Annotated in this window: 15 protein-coding genes and 1 pseudogene; 12 read left to right on the plus strand and 4 right to left on the minus strand. The window is 39.5% G+C overall.

Annotated features, from left to right (window positions below):
• Positions 1-6: 6 nt before the first annotated feature.
• The 9 genes from KZ793_RS09575 to KZ793_RS09615 are packed head-to-tail and all read left to right on the plus strand — an operon-like array spanning position 7 to position 7,228.
• Complete coding sequence (locus tag KZ793_RS09575; RefSeq protein WP_225815123.1) at positions 7-1,464, plus strand: 4-hydroxyphenylacetate 3-hydroxylase family protein; 1,458 nt, start codon at positions 7-9, stop codon at positions 1,462-1,464.
• Complete coding sequence (locus tag KZ793_RS09580; RefSeq protein ID WP_225815124.1) at positions 1,427-1,804, plus strand: NUDIX hydrolase; 378 nt, start codon at positions 1,427-1,429, stop codon at positions 1,802-1,804. The genes KZ793_RS09575 and KZ793_RS09580 overlap by 38 nt, the downstream gene beginning before the upstream one ends.
• Complete coding sequence (locus tag KZ793_RS09585) at positions 1,794-2,999, plus strand: M24 family metallopeptidase (protein ID WP_225815125.1); 1,206 nt, start codon at positions 1,794-1,796, stop codon at positions 2,997-2,999. Before KZ793_RS09580 ends, KZ793_RS09585 begins: the two co-directional genes overlap by 11 nt.
• Positions 3,000-3,007: 8 nt before the next feature.
• The gene (locus KZ793_RS09590; protein WP_225815126.1) at positions 3,008-4,018 is read left to right on the plus strand and encodes a cysteine synthase family protein; all 1,011 of its coding nucleotides are present in this window, start codon (positions 3,008-3,010) and stop codon (positions 4,016-4,018) included.
• 2 nt (positions 4,019-4,020) lie between these two features.
• Positions 4,021-5,067 (plus strand): quinone-dependent dihydroorotate dehydrogenase, encoded by a 1,047-nt coding sequence (locus tag KZ793_RS09595; RefSeq protein ID WP_225815127.1) that lies wholly within the window; start codon positions 4,021-4,023, stop codon positions 5,065-5,067.
• Positions 5,057-5,713, plus strand: a complete 657-nt coding sequence (gene pyrE, locus KZ793_RS09600; RefSeq protein WP_225815128.1) for an orotate phosphoribosyltransferase — start codon at positions 5,057-5,059, stop codon at positions 5,711-5,713. The genes KZ793_RS09595 and pyrE overlap by 11 nt, the downstream gene beginning before the upstream one ends.
• On the plus strand, positions 5,710-6,135 hold the full coding sequence (locus KZ793_RS09605; protein WP_225815129.1) for a ParB N-terminal domain-containing protein: 426 nt from the start codon (positions 5,710-5,712) through the stop codon (positions 6,133-6,135). The genes pyrE and KZ793_RS09605 overlap by 4 nt, the downstream gene beginning before the upstream one ends.
• A 31-nt stretch (positions 6,136-6,166) precedes the next feature.
• A complete protein-coding gene (locus KZ793_RS09610) occupies positions 6,167-6,619 on the plus strand; it encodes a DMT family transporter (RefSeq protein WP_225815130.1) in 453 nt (150 codons plus the stop codon).
• A gap of 48 nt (positions 6,620-6,667) precedes the next feature.
• Positions 6,668-7,228 carry an LOG family protein gene (locus tag KZ793_RS09615; protein ID WP_225815131.1) on the plus strand — a complete coding sequence of 187 codons (561 nt, stop codon included), beginning with the start codon at positions 6,668-6,670 and terminating at the stop codon, positions 7,226-7,228.
• A 133-nt stretch (positions 7,229-7,361) separates the two neighbouring features.
• On the opposite strand, the pseudogene KZ793_RS09620 reads toward KZ793_RS09615, so the two are convergent.
• The 4 genes and pseudogenes from KZ793_RS09620 to KZ793_RS09635 all read right to left on the minus strand — a co-directional run bounded on the left by KZ793_RS09620 (position 7,362) and on the right by KZ793_RS09635 (position 12,468).
• Positions 7,362-8,796 (minus strand): annotated as a pseudogene (locus KZ793_RS09620) (IS1182 family transposase).
• A 209-nt stretch (positions 8,797-9,005) separates the two neighbouring features.
• Positions 9,006-10,361, minus strand: a complete 1,356-nt coding sequence (gene gorA / locus KZ793_RS09625) for a glutathione-disulfide reductase (RefSeq protein WP_225815132.1) — start codon at positions 10,359-10,361, stop codon at positions 9,006-9,008.
• A 110-nt stretch (positions 10,362-10,471) separates the two neighbouring features.
• The gene (locus KZ793_RS09630) at positions 10,472-11,314 is read right to left on the minus strand and encodes a 23S rRNA (adenine(2030)-N(6))-methyltransferase RlmJ (RefSeq protein ID WP_225815133.1); all 843 of its coding nucleotides are present in this window, start codon (positions 11,312-11,314) and stop codon (positions 10,472-10,474) included.
• A gap of 635 nt (positions 11,315-11,949) precedes the next feature.
• The gene (locus KZ793_RS09635) at positions 11,950-12,468 is read right to left on the minus strand and encodes an Hcp family type VI secretion system effector (RefSeq protein WP_225815134.1); all 519 of its coding nucleotides are present in this window, start codon (positions 12,466-12,468) and stop codon (positions 11,950-11,952) included.
• 900 nt (positions 12,469-13,368) lie between these two features.
• Here KZ793_RS09635 and tssB point away from each other — a divergent pair.
• From tssB to tssE, 3 genes are read left to right on the plus strand one after another with little or no spacing between them, the layout of a single operon-like run.
• The gene (gene tssB, locus KZ793_RS09640; protein ID WP_225815135.1) at positions 13,369-13,866 is read left to right on the plus strand and encodes a type VI secretion system contractile sheath small subunit; all 498 of its coding nucleotides are present in this window, start codon (positions 13,369-13,371) and stop codon (positions 13,864-13,866) included.
• Positions 13,867-13,879: 13 nt separating this feature from the next.
• The gene (gene tssC / locus KZ793_RS09645) at positions 13,880-15,358 is read left to right on the plus strand and encodes a type VI secretion system contractile sheath large subunit (RefSeq protein ID WP_225815136.1); all 1,479 of its coding nucleotides are present in this window, start codon (positions 13,880-13,882) and stop codon (positions 15,356-15,358) included.
• A gap of 6 nt (positions 15,359-15,364) precedes the next feature.
• The gene (gene tssE / locus KZ793_RS09650) at positions 15,365-15,805 is read left to right on the plus strand and encodes a type VI secretion system baseplate subunit TssE (RefSeq protein ID WP_225815137.1); all 441 of its coding nucleotides are present in this window, start codon (positions 15,365-15,367) and stop codon (positions 15,803-15,805) included.
• Position 15,806 lies beyond the last annotated feature (1 nt).

The following is a 15,806-nucleotide window of genomic DNA, read 5'->3' on the forward strand; positions in this document are numbered from 1 at the left end:
CGTTTTATGATTAAAGAAAACTATTTAAGTCGTTTGAAAAATAAAAGACAGGTTTACATTGATTCTAAGTTGGTTACAGATATTCTCGAAGAACCTACATTTAAAGGTGCTATAGATAGCATTTCTGAATATTACGATCTTCAAGAAAAAGAACCTGATGTTTTTACATATTCAGAAGATGATAAAAAATACCATATAAGTACTTTAATACCTAAAGATGTCAATGATCTTATAAAAAAAAGAATTAGCTATAAACGTGTAGCTGATCTATCTTTCGGTATGTTAGGAAGGACGCCGGATTTTATGAACTGTGCATTAGCTGCTATGGCTAAAAACGCTGCAGTATTGGGTTCTTGCCCACATACGAATTTTTCAGATAATGCTATTAATTATTATGATAAGTGTCGCAATAATAATCTTTTTATTGGTCATGGAGCTATTAATCCACAGATGGATCGTGGAATACAATTAGGATTACAAAACAATAATTTCTGTGGTGTAAAAGTAATAAAAGAGAATGACCAAGGAATCATTGTTTCAGGTGCGAAAATGATTGTGACTTTAGCACCTATCGCTGACGAGTTATTGATCTTTAACATGCCAGGGCTGGTAAAAGGGGATGAAGATTTCGCGTTAGCTTTTGCAGTACCCGTCAGCGCGCCTGGGGTTAAGCTTATATGTCGGAAGCCGCTACAACATAAAGATTATAATACTTTTGATCATCCCATATCAAATCTATTCGATGAATCTGATGCTTATATGATTTTTGAGAATGTTTTCATTCCTTGGAATGAAGTGTTCGTGTATCGAGATGTAGATAAATCCAATAGCTTCTATGATAAAACTAAAATTCGTAACCACAACGGTCATCAAGGTATTGTTAGAGGCTTATCTAAGGCAGAAATGCTAACTGGTATAGCTATTGAATTAGCTGAGAAAATGGGACTGACTGGATTCTTGAATGTACGTGAACAGTTAGGAGAAATGACTTCCTGTTTAGAGTTAGTGCGTGGGGGGATACTTTTAGCAGAACACGATTCTAGCATTGAAGATGATATTGCTAATCCAAGTATCCATGCTATTCAGGCCGTAAGATATCATTTTCCTAAATGGTATCAAAGTATGGTGAATATCATCCAATCACTTTCAGCGGGTTCTATGTTAGCAGTTCCTCATCATGGTGATTTTAGTAATGAAAATGCAAATATCATCAGTGAATCGTTAAAAACTAAATCTATGGAGGCTAGTGAAAGATGTTTTCTACTAAATCTTGCATGGGACGTTAGTGGTGACGGTTTCGGACAACGGCAAATGGTTTATGAAAAATATCACGCCGGTGATCCTATTCGTATTGCTGCTATGCACTATTTGAATTATCCGAAAGAAAATATATTCATGCATCTTAATAAAATAAAAGGGATATATAATGATTCGTTGTGCATGCCTAGCTTACGCTCAAGATAATAAAATATTACTAGTCAGAGTTAGAGAGAATGAAACTTGGTATTTTCCCGGAGGAAAGATTGATGAAGGTGAATCGCCAGAAACTGCTTTAATTAGAGAAATAAAAGAAGAGTTAATGGTGGATTTGAATTATCAAGAAATTAAATTTGTCTCTGAATTAGTCGGACCTAGTCATGATTATAAAGATATTGTTAGCCTTCTTATCTTTACAACTGACAAACTAGGATTCGTCCATCCTAGTAATGAAGTGAATGATGTGAAATGGTTTGGTTTTGATGAAACTGAATATATGGCCCCTGCGGTCATTGAATCTTTAAGGATTATAAAAAATGTCATTTAATTATGAAAAGTTAAGTTCATTATTTAAGAATAATGATTTGGACATGATAATTGGTTCTACTAAAGAAAATTGCCGTTACTTCGGAGGTTTTACTCCGGTGGTAAAGACGTTGAATCCATATTTTGGACAATCATATGTAGTTTTACATAAAGACGAACCCGAAAAAGTTAATATCGTACATTCAATTGGTGAGATTGACCAGGTGCTTGATTCTTTTTCAAATATTGGGCATGTGCAACCGTATGGGCTTTTCTATAGGGAGTATGATGGTAAAAGTGGCCTGACTCAAGATGAGATAGTTTTGATGGAGTATAGCACTGTTCCTAAAACCATCATATCAGCAACGGAAGCGTTAGCTATTTTAATCAAGAAATTAGCTAATGGAAAAAATATAAATAAAATTGGCTACGACGAAGATGGATTGCAAAGTGATATTTTTGTAAATATTAAGAGTGAATTTCCAGGAGTATTTTGGGAAAAAATTTCATCGGGCTTTCGTAAAGTTAGGCATTTTAAAACAAAAAATGAAATTGAACTCTTGTCTCTATCAGCACGGATAAATGAATCTGCAATACATCATGCAGTAAGTAATGTAACCGATGGAACTTCAGAACTTGACGTAGCAAAATGGTTTAATCAATCACTAGTAAGTCAAGAGGCACTACCATCTCTAACCATGATAAAGGCCGGAAGACATGCAGTAGGAGGTCAACGAAAACAAAAGGAAAATCTTACTTTAAGGTCTGGTGATATATTATGGTTCGATTCAGATGCAGTGTACGAAGGGTATTGGTCGGATATCGCTCGCGTATATGCTATTGAGAAGGTAAGCCCAGAAATACTTCGTCGTTATGAAGCACTCAGGAATGGCATGTTAGCTGCGTACTCTTTTATTAGGCCAGGAGTAACAGGGAAACAAGTTTTTGAACATGTTATGGAAACGGTTCACAAATCTGGATTTAGAGAATACAGGCGTCATCATGTTGGACATGGTATAGGATTAGAACCTTATGAACATCCAATCTTATCACCACATGACAACACTATTATTGAAGAAGGCATGGTCTTATCTGTAGAAACACCATATTACGAGTTTGGTTTTGGCGCGCTGCACATTGAAGACCCCCTAATTGTTGGTGAAAATGGAAACGAATTTTTAACAGCTTTCCCCGTCCCTGAATTAAAAATACTGTAGAGTCATTTATGAAACTAGTAGAAAAAGTTAGTCAATTGATTGGTGATACTCCAGTTTTTTCCTTATCACACCCACTTATTCCGGATAATAAAAAACTATATCTCAAACTTGAACAATTCAATCCGAATTTTAGTATCAAAGATCGTACAGCACTAGGCTTAATAGAAAAGGCTCTTGAAAGTGGTAAATTAAAACCAGGTGGAACAGTAATTGAGTCAACTTCAGGAAACTTGGGTAAATCGCTAGCAATGCTCAGCGCGAGTTTAAAATTTAAGCTAATTGTAGTGGTCGATCCAAAAGTAAGTAAGAATTCTTTGAATTGGTTTAAAGCTTTTGGTGTTGATGTTGAAACGGTAACAACTCCAGACGCATCTGGCGGCTTTCAAACAGCTAGGATAGCAAGAGTTAAGGAATTACTTAAAGATAACCCTGATGCGTTTTGGACGAATCAATACGATAATCCAGATAACCCTCACTATCATGAGTCAGTTACCGCCAATGAGTTCCTTGATATACCTGCTGATATGATCGTGGGTACAGTAAGCACAGGGGGACACTTTACCGGAATAAGTAAAGGTATAAAAAAAGTTAATAGCAATATGAAAAGCTTGGCTTGTGATGTTGCAGGTTCCGCAATATTTGGTTCTCAATTTCATCCTTATCTATTGAACGGTTTGGGCCTTAGCTGGCGTTCTGATAACACTCATATTGATGCTTTTGACTATCTACTTAATGTTAGTGATCAAAATGCTATTTCAATATGCCATATGATAGCTAAAGACCTAGGCTTGTTATTAGGTGGTTCTTCTGGTGTAGTTATTTTCAGTGCCTTAGTAGCCTTACAGCTTCAGAATATTAATTCAGTAGTAGCTATAGCACCTGATACAGGAGTTAACTATCTTGATCAGTTTTACGATGCTGAGTGGTTATTAGAAAAAGAAGTTCAGTTGCTGACACTTGATGAACTGAAACAAGAAGTAAACAAAAGTGTTTTATCCATAAGAAAAGTAAACGAGTAATTATGATTGAAAGAATAGTACATAAGCTACTTTTGAATATTGCGCCTGAAAAGGCGCATCACCTATCAATATTTTTACTTAGGTTTGTACCAATTAGAAAAAAGAAAGCAAAGATAAAATCTCTGAGATTAAGGGTTTTTGATCGTTATTTCCCACATCCTCTTGGGCTTGCGGCTGGATTTGATAAAGATGCACAAGCCTACAGTAGTTTGTCTAAATTGGGGTTCAGTTTTGTTGAAATAGGTTCAGTTACACCGGTACCTCAACCAGGTAATAGTAAACCTAGGTTGTTTAGATTAAAAGAAAACCGCGCTATCGTAAATAGATATGGTTTCAATTCTAAAGGTATTGGATATGTTAAAAAAAGGTTGGTAGGTAGGAGTCGTGATGATTTTATTGGCGTAAATTTAGGTAAGAATAAAAATACTACTAATGATATGCAGGACTTCATTATAGGAGTTGAAAAGTTAATTGATTATGCTGATTACATAACTATAAACTTATCATCGCCAAATACACCTGGGTTAAGAGACCTTCAAAATATAGACGTTTTAGAACCATTTATAAAGGAAATTGATGTTATAAGAAGCATAAGAAATAAAAAATGCAAGATTCTTATTAAGTTATCACCTGATATGGATATTGTTCAAGAATGTAAATTGCTTAGATACCTTTCTACATCTCAGGTGGATGGATTGATAGTAAGCAATACAACTACAGATAGAACTATGTTAGATAAAGTTCCTGAGCATTTGATAAATGGAGGCTTATCAGGTGAACCATTAAAATTAAAATCTAGAGAGATGCTTAAAAGAACCTACGAAATAGTCGGTAAGAAAAAGGTGATAGTATCTTCAGGTGGGATTGATAGTGGATATGAAGCATATTTGCGAATATGTATGGGGGCGAGTTTGTGCCAGATTTACAGCGCTTTAATATATGAAGGTCCTTCAATAATAGATAAATTCAACCAAGAAATTGAATCTTTTATGATTAAAGACGGGTTTTCTACCTTAGAAGAAGCTAGAGGTTCTTATTATGCTAAGTAATCAAAATGATTTTGCACAGTTTTTAATAGAAAGTGATGTTGTTCAATTCGGTAATTTTGAATTGAAATCTGGTCGAATTAGTCCATATTTTTTTAATTTTGGCAAGTTGTGTAACTCTAAGTTATTGAACAAAACAGCATGGTTTTATGCGAAGCATATCGTTGAAAATAACATTTCTCCTAGTGTTATTTTTGGTCCTGCATATAAAGGCATACCATTATGCGTAGCAATATCATTATCCTTGCAGAGGGATTTCGATATAGAGGTAGATTACTCATTCAACAGAAAGGAAGTAAAGAAATATGGTGATGGAGGAATCATAGTAGGTGCAAATTTAGACGGTGGTAATATTATTATTGTTGATGATGTTATTACTTCTGGTATGACTATTGATGATAGTGTTAATTTGGTTTCCAATTTAAATGGAAACATCATGTCTTATATTGTCGCACTCGATCGTGAAGAAAAAGGATTGGTCGGTAATGGTTCTGCGTTACGGGATGCTGCGGAGCGAACTGGTGTTAATATATTGCCTATAACTACAATAAGAAATATCATTGACTGTATGTCTTCTTCATCAAAATATAAAGGTAATATTAACAAAGTCGAAGATTACTTAAGTAAATATGGGGCGATTGATCTATGAAGATATTTAAATTAGGGGATTCAGGAAAGGAGTATGAAGTATCCTTTGAAAAAGTATCTTCTTTAAGACAATCTGAAGAAGTGGACAGTGCTGCCGTTAAGTATTTATCTGATGGTATTGTTGAAAACGGTATATGGAATACAGTAATTCCTACTGAATACAATTCAGGTTGGATTATGGATGGGAATCATAGGTATAATGTTGCAAAAAACCTAGGTCTAAAATATTTACCAGTAGCTAAACTATGTTATACTGATACTAGAGTAAGTGTTTTAAATTGGAAAAGCGGTGAATCCTTTTGTTTGAAATCAATTGGAAAATGTATTAAAGAAGGCAGGGTGCTACCCTATAAAACAACCAAACATATTTTTTATCCTGCATTACCTGAGATTAGCATACCACTGGATATGTTATGGGATTGAATGTAAATTTAATAATTGAAAAAGGGATGGAATGAGCTTTTTACTTTATATTTTAGCAATCTTTATTGGTGTGGCAATAGCAACTCAGTCTGCTATAAATAATCAATTGAAATCATTTTTAGGTGGAGGGGCACTACTGGCCTCACTAGTATCTTTTGTTTTAGGCTCATTCTTCCTCTTTTTTATTTGTTTGTTTAGTGGTGAGAAATTATCTCTTCTCTATCAAATTCGTAATGTTAATCCACTTTTTTTACTCGGTGGATTTCTTGGTGCCTTGTTTGTGTTTGGAACTACCTTTTTAGCTCCAAGACTAGGAGTAACAGCCATGATATCTTTAGTTATATTAGGCCAGGTAACTATGGCCATGATTCTGGATAAGTTTGGACTGTTAGGTATGCCTATTCGTGAAATTTTAACCTTACGTGTCTTTGGTGTGGTGTTCGTACTGATAGGGGTAGTCATGGTTAGTTTTGGTGGTAATTAATCATGCATCATAATCCCCTCAATTTTACTGTTTTTTGTAGAGGTTTGTATGCGTGTTGGGATTTTTTGTGGTTCATCTAATGGTAATGATGAAATTTATACAAACTATGCTAAAGAGCTAGTTGAGGTATTGTATCGTAAAAATATTGATATCGTTTATGGTGGGGGGCATGTTGGTATAATGGGTACAATAGCAGATGCCTCGATAAATAAAGGAATGAATATTATTGGTGTGATGCCAAAAAAATTAGTTGAGCATGAGTTGGCTCATACTGGTTTAAGCGAAATAAAAATTGTGAGTGATATGCATGAAAGGAAAAAGATCATTTCAGATTACGCTGATTTTTTTATAGCACTGCCAGGTGGAACTGGGACTCTAGAGGAAATATTTGAAGTATGGACTTGGGGGCAGTTAGGTTTTCATGATAAGCCTTGTGCAATCTTAAATGTAAATGGGTATTACGACTCTCTGATTGCCTTTTTTAGGGAAATGGTTGAAAAAAATTTCATGAAAAAGGAATATTTAGATATGCTTGTTGTATCTGAAGATCCTAATGTTCTCTTAGAACTAGTATTATCATATGAGCCACCAAGGTCTAAGTGGAATTAAACGATTGGTTAGATATATATATATGAATATTGAATTAAAGCCCTAAATATTAGGGTTCAGACCGCTGACAAACCTCATTAAAAATAACGAGGTTTGTTCCTTTCATTATGAATCATAATGCAACCCATTTTCCTCATTCATCCGGTTTTATCGCCTGGCAAGGTGTTATTTTAGCTCCTGCTGCATTGACTCTGCTCGTCCTCCAGAGATAAAAACAACATAGCATGGCGACCAGCAAGGCTATCTTCTTGATATTTTGGGCCGTTGCCGCCAAAAGACACTATATTTGCACTTTCAGTCCCTTCCCCCCCCCCCGAAAACGGGCATAACGGTACCCATGATGCTGCTTCGCATCCGCAAAACTGCGTTCTATCGTCTCCTTTCGCCGTTTGTAGGTCCTTTTACCCCACGGCGTTAGCCGGTTTTCCCTGGCCTGCTCCTTACTGTCTTCCCAGACATGACGGGTGATCGTTTTGCCCCCTTTGGCCTGAGTACAGGACGCGCGTTTCGGGCAATACTGGCAGATATCCGCCGCCGCTTGATAATGCCGGTATCCCTCCCGGCCGGTCGTTTTATAAATCAGCTTTTCGCCCTGGGGACACACATAGCAGTCCTGCTGCTTGTCATAGGTAAAATGCTTCTTCTGGAAGACGTTCGGCCCCTTATTCGGGCGGCGGTAACCGATTATCGGAATGACGCCTAACTGTTCCGTTAAGTAACAAACCGGGGCAGTGAAGTACCCCGCATCCAGTCCAACAGCAAGGGGGCTGAGACAAAAGCGGCTAAGCTGGCGCTTCAACCGTTCAATGAAGGGCTGGCTGTCGTGGACATTGCCCGGTGTCGCGTAAGTATCGGTGATAATCCCGACTTGCCCATCCACCGTACGGTGGTCAAGGTAAAAGAATCCCCTGGGTTTGTTGGTCCGGTGCATAAATCCGCTGTCCGGATCAGTGGTGCTGACCTTCGTCTTTCTCTGCCGTTCCTTAAGGTCTGGCTTCAGACTTTTTTTCCGGCCGCAGCCCGGTCTTCATTGACAGCGTTATCCAATGCGTCAAAATAGGCGCCAGGGGGCACAGCACGTTGTTCGCTCTTGGATTTATGCGGATTGGCACTGGCTTTCAGGTGAGTGCTGTCAGTATAGAGTATCCGTCCCCCACCAACCCTCTGGCGATGGCCTGCTCAACAATATTATCAAAAATCTGCTGGAAGACCTCGCTGTGATTGAAACGGCGGCGGCGGTTTTGGCTCAGGGTTGAAGCATCAGGCACTTTCTCTGTCAGTCCGAGTCGCAGAAACCAACGGTAAGCCACATTCACCTGAATTTCCTGTACCAGACGGCGTTCACTGGGAATGCCAAATAAATAGCCCAGTAACATCATCTTAATCAGCCTGACCGGATCGATGGCAGGCCGGCCATTATCGTGGCAATACAACGGGGCGACTCATTCACGGATAAATTCGAAATCAATGGCGGCATCGACTTGACGGACCAGATGGTTTTTGGGGACCAGCTCGTCAAGCGAGAGGGTTTCTGGCGGGAAAGTTTGGGGAGGCGGTGTTCTTAACATGGCGGCAAGCTCCATCTGGTGAACGGAACTTCATTAAAACAAAGTGCCGGATAAAAAACCAGCACTTTGTCAACAATCTGGCACTTTCACATGTGAAAGTGTTTCAGGGGGATTTTGGTATCGATGAGTAAACAAAAAAGGCCAGAGAATGATGCTCTGACCTTTTCGGCTTTTCTACAGTACAAACGTGAGTAGGTGGTTTTTTTACACTAACCCCTCATAGTAACAAACTCTTCCGCCGCAGTGGGATGAATTGCAACCGTGTTATCAAAGTCTTTCTTAGTTGCCCCCATCTTCAATGCAACAGCGAAACCTTGCAGCATTTCATCCATTCCGAAGCCGATACCATGAATGCCAACAATCTTCTCTTCCGGCCCGGCACACACCAATTTCATCCGGCATGGCTGGCGATGTTGAGTAACAGCGGTATACATCGCAGTAAAAGAAGATTGATAAGTTTTCACCTGCTCTTCACCAAATTGCTCTTTCGCCTGAGGTTCTGTCAGCCCTACAGTGCCAATAGGCGGATGGCTGAATACGACGGTTGGAATATTGGTGTAGTCCAGATGTTCTTCCGGTTTATTGTTAAACAGGCGCTCCGACAAGCGGCGACCTGCCGCAACCGCAACGGGGGTTAATTCCACTGCACCGGTGTTATCACCCACTGCATAAATACCTTCTACATTCGTGTTCTGGTATTTATCAACTCTGATGTAGCCTTTTTCACTCAGCTCAACACCGGTGACAGACAAATTCAGATTATCCGTTGCGGGTTCACGGCCAATAGCCCAGATTAGGGTATCAACGGTCTGCTTTTTACCATTTTGCAATTGCAAAGTCAGGCTACCATCGGCATTTTTACTCACTGATTTTGGTATAGATTCAGTATGCAAAGTAGGCCCTTCGGTATTGATAATGTCCAAGAGTGTTTCAACAATCATCGGATCAAAAGAGCGCAACGGCGCATGTTGACGCACAAACAGATGGGTCTCACTACCAAGCGCATGCAATACACCGGCAATTTCTACGGCAATATAACCTGCGCCAACAACCGCAACCCGCTTTGGCATCTCTTCCAATGCAAAAAAACCATCAGAATCAATACCATATTCTGAACCTGGTATATCAGGCCGCACAGGACGGCCACCCGTCGCAATCAGAATATGATTTGCTGTAATTTTTTCACCATTCACTTCAACAGTGTGTGCATCAACAAAACGGGCAACCCCCTGGATCACATCAACTTTATTGTTACCCAGACCACGTTCATAAGACTGGTGGATACGATCGATATAAGCAGTGCGACTGGCAATCAGTGTTTCCCAGTTAAAGTGGTTGACTGTCGTATCAAAGCCATAATCTGGCCCATATTGGTGGATAGATTCAGCAATTTGCGCCGCATGCCACATCACTTTCTTCGGCACACAGCCCACATTGACGCAAGTTCCACCCAATGCCTTAGCTTCAATCAGGGCGCATTTCTGCCCGTACATAGCCGCACGGTTAATTGATGCTATGCCACCACTGCCACCACCAATTGCTATATACTCGTAATGTTTGCTCATCCGGATTGTTTCCATCTAATCAGTTCAAGGGAGTTAATACCCAAAGCCTATTATGGCAAAAAATATCAAGCAGTCGTGATGGTTCTGGCTCTCGCTGCCATTGTTAAAAGCTATTCTGGAACAACCCATTTAACCACGGTGTGACCAATTCCTTCCGGCACCAGAACCTGATGTAACCACGGCAACACCGATTTCATCTGCTGTTCCAGTTTCCAAGGTGGGTTAACCACGATCATGCCAGAGGCGGTCATGCCTCGTTGATCGCTATCAGGCCGGACAGCCAGCTCAATTTGTAGAATACGGCGAATGCCAGTTGCTTCCAGCTCTTTAACCAGTCGTTTAATTTGCTGGCGTAACACCACTGGATACCACAATGCATAAACACCGGTTGCAAAACGTTTATAGCCTTCCTGAATGGCCTGTACGACCGCCTGATAATCCGATTTCAATTCATAAGGTGGATCAATAAGAATGAATCCGCGGCGACTCTGTGGTGGCAATTGTGATTTTAATTGCTGATAACCATCTTCACGCACAACCTTGGCGCGGTTATCACGGGAGAATTCATTACGTATTAGAGGAAAGTCACTCGGATGCAGTTCTGTCAGATTGAACTTATCATTCTGCCGTAACAAATGGCGGGCAATTAAAGGCGATCCTGGATAGTAACGTAAGTTGCCACTCGGATTCAGTGCAGCTATTGCACTCATATAAGCGTTCAACTCCTGCGGTAAATCTTCACGCTGCCAGACACGGGCAATCCCTTCCAGATATTCACTGGTACGTTCAGCATGTTCACTACTGAGCTGATAGCGGCCCGCACCGGCATGTGTATCCAGATAGAGAAAAGGTTTTTCTTTTTCTTTAAGAGATTCAATAATCAAGCTTTGTACCGTGTGTTTCAGCACATCAGCATGGTTACCAGCATGAAAACTGTGACGATAACTTAGCATTAAGTTCAGACCCCAGAGCAGAGAATAGGTTGATTGTCAGACGGAGTGCCTGACAACTAGAAACACATCCCAGTAGATGATGGGACAGATGGTAAGGCACTATTATAGCCCTATTAACGATAAAAATGGCAGACTGCTGAACTCCCTCCCCTAAAAGCTCTGTTATATTCATCAAAATTTAGGATAAGTAGAAAATCCTGTCCGAATGCAATGTGATATTTAAGCAAGTGATGCTATCTATATTTTCACTAACAATCATAAGTAATACTTACGAATAACCAATAAGTAGAAGTTACGAAATTAAAAAAAACATTAAGCGATCACTTAGATATAAAAGCCCTTATGTTGATGTTTACCAAACCACTAATCAGAAAAAAGGCTAAAAAATGTTAACACCTACTATGAAAAAATAATCAAAAAGAAAGATGGTAAAAGTGATATAAGGGTTACCTGAACAATTAAGCAATATCGCTAAATAGTACGTGTAAAAAATTAAAGGGAGAGAAAGAAAAGAAATCGAAAAAGCTGAAAGAAGTTGAAGACAGTTATTAAGAATCTTCAACTTAAAATAAAGAAAAATTAAGCTTTTCAGCCAATGAAGAGATATTCCATTGGCTGAATGATTATATTACCTATCAAGCAACAATAGGTGCTCGCCAATCATCCGCACCGGAAGTCCCTGCGGTTGTATGTTCCCAGTTAATCTTACGATAAGACAGAGAAACACGAACCAACTGAGTAAATTCAGATTTTGTTAGGTCCTGACAATGAGGCATTTGGCAATCAATGTCGATAATAGTGGCATCTTCCAACTGCGTCGTGAAGAAGTGCTCTTGTTTCCCTTCAATAGAAGTGCGATACCATTTCAATACGACACTTGTCAACATTTCACCCGAAGCCAATGCGTTATAAAGCAATGGAACAGATTTATTTAACGCAACTGTAAAACGGAATGGTTTATGAGCACGCTGACCTGAAGGCTGACCTGATTGAGGATCAGTTGGTACGGTAACGACATGATCAAATGCTTGAACCAACATTTCATCTTCGTGACCTTGAACGTAAATATTACCCACTGATTCAGCAGTGAATGAACCCGCAGTAATATTGCCCTGTGTTTTTCCTGTGATGGAAATATAACATGGAGTTGGCATAAAAATATCCTTTATAGAGATTGTGTCAACATTAAGGTAGCGCCCATATTAATTTCAATAGTTATTATTTCATCTTGGGAAAAATAACTGACAAATGTATTGAACGCTGAAATGAATAATAAATACCAACCAGCTCGTTGCAAAATAAAATCTAAATTGCAAAATTGTTAATCCATCACCAACAAATAAAAATATTATTATTAATGCCATTTTAAATAAAAACTTTGTAATTTACTTAATTTACAAAATAATGAACTGTTTACTCTCACTCAACTTAGAGATGAAATCAAATATCCATATGAAATATAAAAACTTTAATAAAGCAACCCTAAATTATATTTTGATCAATAAAAAAATGATAACTAGATCACAAAATTAAATATATCTACTTAGTTAATAACGAAAATAATATTTCCAATATGAAATTAATTCTAATATGTAAATAAAAATACATCTAGAAATACTTTGTTACAAAATTAAACAAAAAATCATTAAAATACCTTTTATAGAGTACTTTAATCAAGAAATGAATTAAGAAAGCATCAAGTCGTAACTTATTGCCAAATCAAATAAAATCATCAAAAGGCTAAATAGAGGGGTATATCTACATATATTTTAGCTTTACAATAAAAAAACAAAATGCCAAACTCTGCTTTGCAGATCGCTCTATATTGATGCTATTGCTCGATGAATAAGAACATTCTGAATGTCGTATTTATCTATATGCTCATAAAAGTCAGCTTACTATCCAATTTAATGCAGTGAATCTCCCGTTTTCTAATCCGGGAAAATTTTATGTTCTCCGTCACATATAGGTAGGTATCAAGGGCAGCTCTCTCATCAATATTGTTATCAGATAATTCCTAAATTGCCTAATTGTATTACCCAAAGGATTTTAATATGAGTAAAAATAGTTCAGGTAGCGTAGCGCCAAAAGAAAGGATTAATATCAAATACGTTCCGAATACCGGTGATCAAGTAGCCGAGATTGAATTACCCCTTAACCTACTTATCGTTGGTGACCTCAAAGGAACAAAAGAAGATACGCCAATTGAAGAACGGCAATCTGTTTCTGTGAACAAGAATAACTTTAATGCCGTGATGAATGAAGCCAATATCAATCTCACCTTTAGTGTCCCTAATCGTCTCAATGATAATAACGGAGATGACCTGCCAATTAACCTGGAAATAAAATCACTCAATGATTTCTCACCCGACAACGTAGCGAAGAAAGTTCCTGAATTAAATAAACTTTTAGAGCTGCGTGAAGCACTGGTCGCACTAAAAGGGCCATTAGGAAATATCCCGGCATTCCGCGCCCGCTTACAGGAGTTATTGGGTGATGAAAAAGTCCGCGAACAGCTTCTAAAAGAGCTTGAAATCGTCAATCAAAAGTAATGGAGTTTTTAACATGTCCTTGCATGAAGAGAGCAGTACAACATTAACCCCAGGGTCCACTACTTCTTTGCTTGACGAGATTATGTCTCAGGCAAGAATGACGCCGGAAAATGATGGTTACCACATCGCAAAACAAGGTGTTGCCGCTTTTATCAGCAGCATTTTGGATACCGGTACTAGCGAAGAACCTGTCAACAAACTTGTCGTTGATAGAATGATTGTTGAGCTTGATAAGACACTCAGCGCTCAAGTCGATGAAATTATGCATGCCAAAGAGTTCCAGGAACTGGAATCATCATGGCGTTCACTGAAATTGCTGGTTGATCGCACCGATTTCCGTGAAAACATCAAAATCAACATCATCCATTCGACCAAAGAAGAGTTACTGGAAGATTTCGAATTTTCACCAGAAATCATCCAATCAGGTTTATACAAACACGTTTACTCAACAGGTTATGGTCAGTTTGGCGGCGAACCGGTTGCTGCGGTCATCGGTAACTATGCATTCAGCAATAGCTCACCCGATATCAAACTGATGCAATACGTCAGCGCGGTTGGCGCAATGGCTCACGCGCCATTCCTCTCTTCCGTTGCACCTGATTTCTTTGGTATCAGCAGTTTTACCGAGCTGCCAGCGATTAAAGATCTGAAGTCTGTCTTCGAAGGTCCGGCACACACTAAATGGCGTTCGCTGCGTGAATCGGAGGATGCACGTTATCTCGGTCTGACAACACCGCGCTTCTTGTTGCGTCTGCCTTACTCAACCGTCGAAAACCCCATTAAAAACTTTAACTATCAGGAAGATGTCAGCAAAGATCACGAACATTTCCTATGGGGTAATACCGCTTATCTGCTGGCAACTTGTTTGACTGACAGCTTCGCCAAATATCGCTGGTGCCCGAATATTATCGGCCCGCAAAGCGGAGGTACTGTCAGCGATCTACCGGTTCACCTGTTCGAAGCAATGGGGCAGATCCAAGCCAAGATCCCAACAGAAGTTTTGGTTACCGATCGTCGTGAATTTGAATTGGCAGAAGAGGGCTTTATCACTCTGACGATGCGTAAGGGCAGTGATAACGCCGCATTCTTCTCTGCCAACTCAGTCCAGAAGCCAAAAGTGTTCCCGAATACCCGAGAAGGGAAAATGGCGGAAACCAACTACAAACTGGGCACTCAACTGCCCTATATGTTCATCATCAACCGCCTTGCACACTACATCAAGGTGTTACAGCGCGAGCAGATTGGTTCCTGGAAAGAGCGTCAAGATCTAGAACGTGAACTGAACACCTGGCTAAAACAGTACATTGCTGATCAGGAGAATCCACCAACAGATGTCCGTAGCCGTCGTCCTCTGCGTTCCGCTCAAATCCAGGTTTTGGATGTGGAAGGAGATCCAGGCTGGTATCAAGTGGCAATGCAGGTTCGCCCTCATTTCAAATATATGGGAGCCAGCTTTGAGTTGTCACTAGTAGGACGTTTGGATAAGGAGTAATGAGTCATGGCCGCGCTGTACAGTTGGAATAGAGAAGGTTCTGCCAGCTTGTTCGAGCGTATTCAGGGGAAGAACTCCGGTTCTTCCCGCCAATCAAGAATGCGTGAGCTACTCAACTCCATAAAACGGCACCTGAATCACGTTCTCAATACCCATCCGGGTGCCTGTCAGAGTGCGGCAGATCTTGGCGTCATTGATCTTAATGACGCCACAACCACGGCAACTGACTTTAAACAGAGTATTGAACAGGCAATAGAGCACTGCATCAGAAATTATGAACCAAGAATATCGTCAGTCACTGTCAGTGCAATCCACGATGATAGTGATCCGCTGTTGTTGCGTTTTCACATCAGCGCCCAAGTATCCCTGGATGATATTCGTGATGTCGTTGAATTTAACATTCAACTGGATAACAACCGGCGTTATTGCCTAGAGAGGACTCAATAAA

This window comes from Photorhabdus antumapuensis (genome assembly GCF_020387775.1).
In the GTDB taxonomy this organism is placed as follows: Bacteria; Pseudomonadota; Gammaproteobacteria; order Enterobacterales; family Enterobacteriaceae; genus Photorhabdus; species Photorhabdus antumapuensis.

Excerpts from the sequence above, each read along its gene's own strand:
- pyrE (WP_225815128.1), top strand. The coding sequence starts at position 5,057 with ATGCTAAGTAATCAAAATGATTTTGCACAGTTTTTAATAGAAAGTGAT.
- KZ793_RS09630 (WP_225815133.1), bottom strand. The coding sequence starts at position 11,314 with ATGCTAAGTTATCGTCACAGTTTTCATGCTGGTAACCATGCTGATGTG.
- tssB (WP_225815135.1), top strand. The coding sequence starts at position 13,369 with ATGAGTAAAAATAGTTCAGGTAGCGTAGCGCCAAAAGAAAGGATTAAT.
- KZ793_RS09575 (WP_225815123.1), top strand. The coding sequence starts at position 7 with ATGATTAAAGAAAACTATTTAAGTCGTTTGAAAAATAAAAGACAGGTT.
- KZ793_RS09590 (WP_225815126.1), top strand. The coding sequence starts at position 3,008 with ATGAAACTAGTAGAAAAAGTTAGTCAATTGATTGGTGATACTCCAGTT.
- tssC (WP_225815136.1), top strand. The coding sequence starts at position 13,880 with ATGTCCTTGCATGAAGAGAGCAGTACAACATTAACCCCAGGGTCCACT.
- KZ793_RS09595 (WP_225815127.1), top strand. The coding sequence starts at position 4,021 with ATGATTGAAAGAATAGTACATAAGCTACTTTTGAATATTGCGCCTGAA.
- KZ793_RS09605 (WP_225815129.1), top strand. The coding sequence starts at position 5,710 with ATGAAGATATTTAAATTAGGGGATTCAGGAAAGGAGTATGAAGTATCC.
- KZ793_RS09610 (WP_225815130.1), top strand. The coding sequence starts at position 6,167 with ATGAGCTTTTTACTTTATATTTTAGCAATCTTTATTGGTGTGGCAATA.
- KZ793_RS09580 (WP_225815124.1), top strand. The coding sequence starts at position 1,427 with ATGATTCGTTGTGCATGCCTAGCTTACGCTCAAGATAATAAAATATTA.
- KZ793_RS09635 (WP_225815134.1), bottom strand. The coding sequence starts at position 12,468 with ATGCCAACTCCATGTTATATTTCCATCACAGGAAAAACACAGGGCAAT.
- KZ793_RS09585 (WP_225815125.1), top strand. The coding sequence starts at position 1,794 with ATGTCATTTAATTATGAAAAGTTAAGTTCATTATTTAAGAATAATGAT.
- tssE (WP_225815137.1), top strand. The coding sequence starts at position 15,365 with ATGGCCGCGCTGTACAGTTGGAATAGAGAAGGTTCTGCCAGCTTGTTC.
- KZ793_RS09615 (WP_225815131.1), top strand. The coding sequence starts at position 6,668 with ATGCGTGTTGGGATTTTTTGTGGTTCATCTAATGGTAATGATGAAATT.
- gorA (WP_225815132.1), bottom strand. The coding sequence starts at position 10,361 with ATGAGCAAACATTACGAGTATATAGCAATTGGTGGTGGCAGTGGTGGC.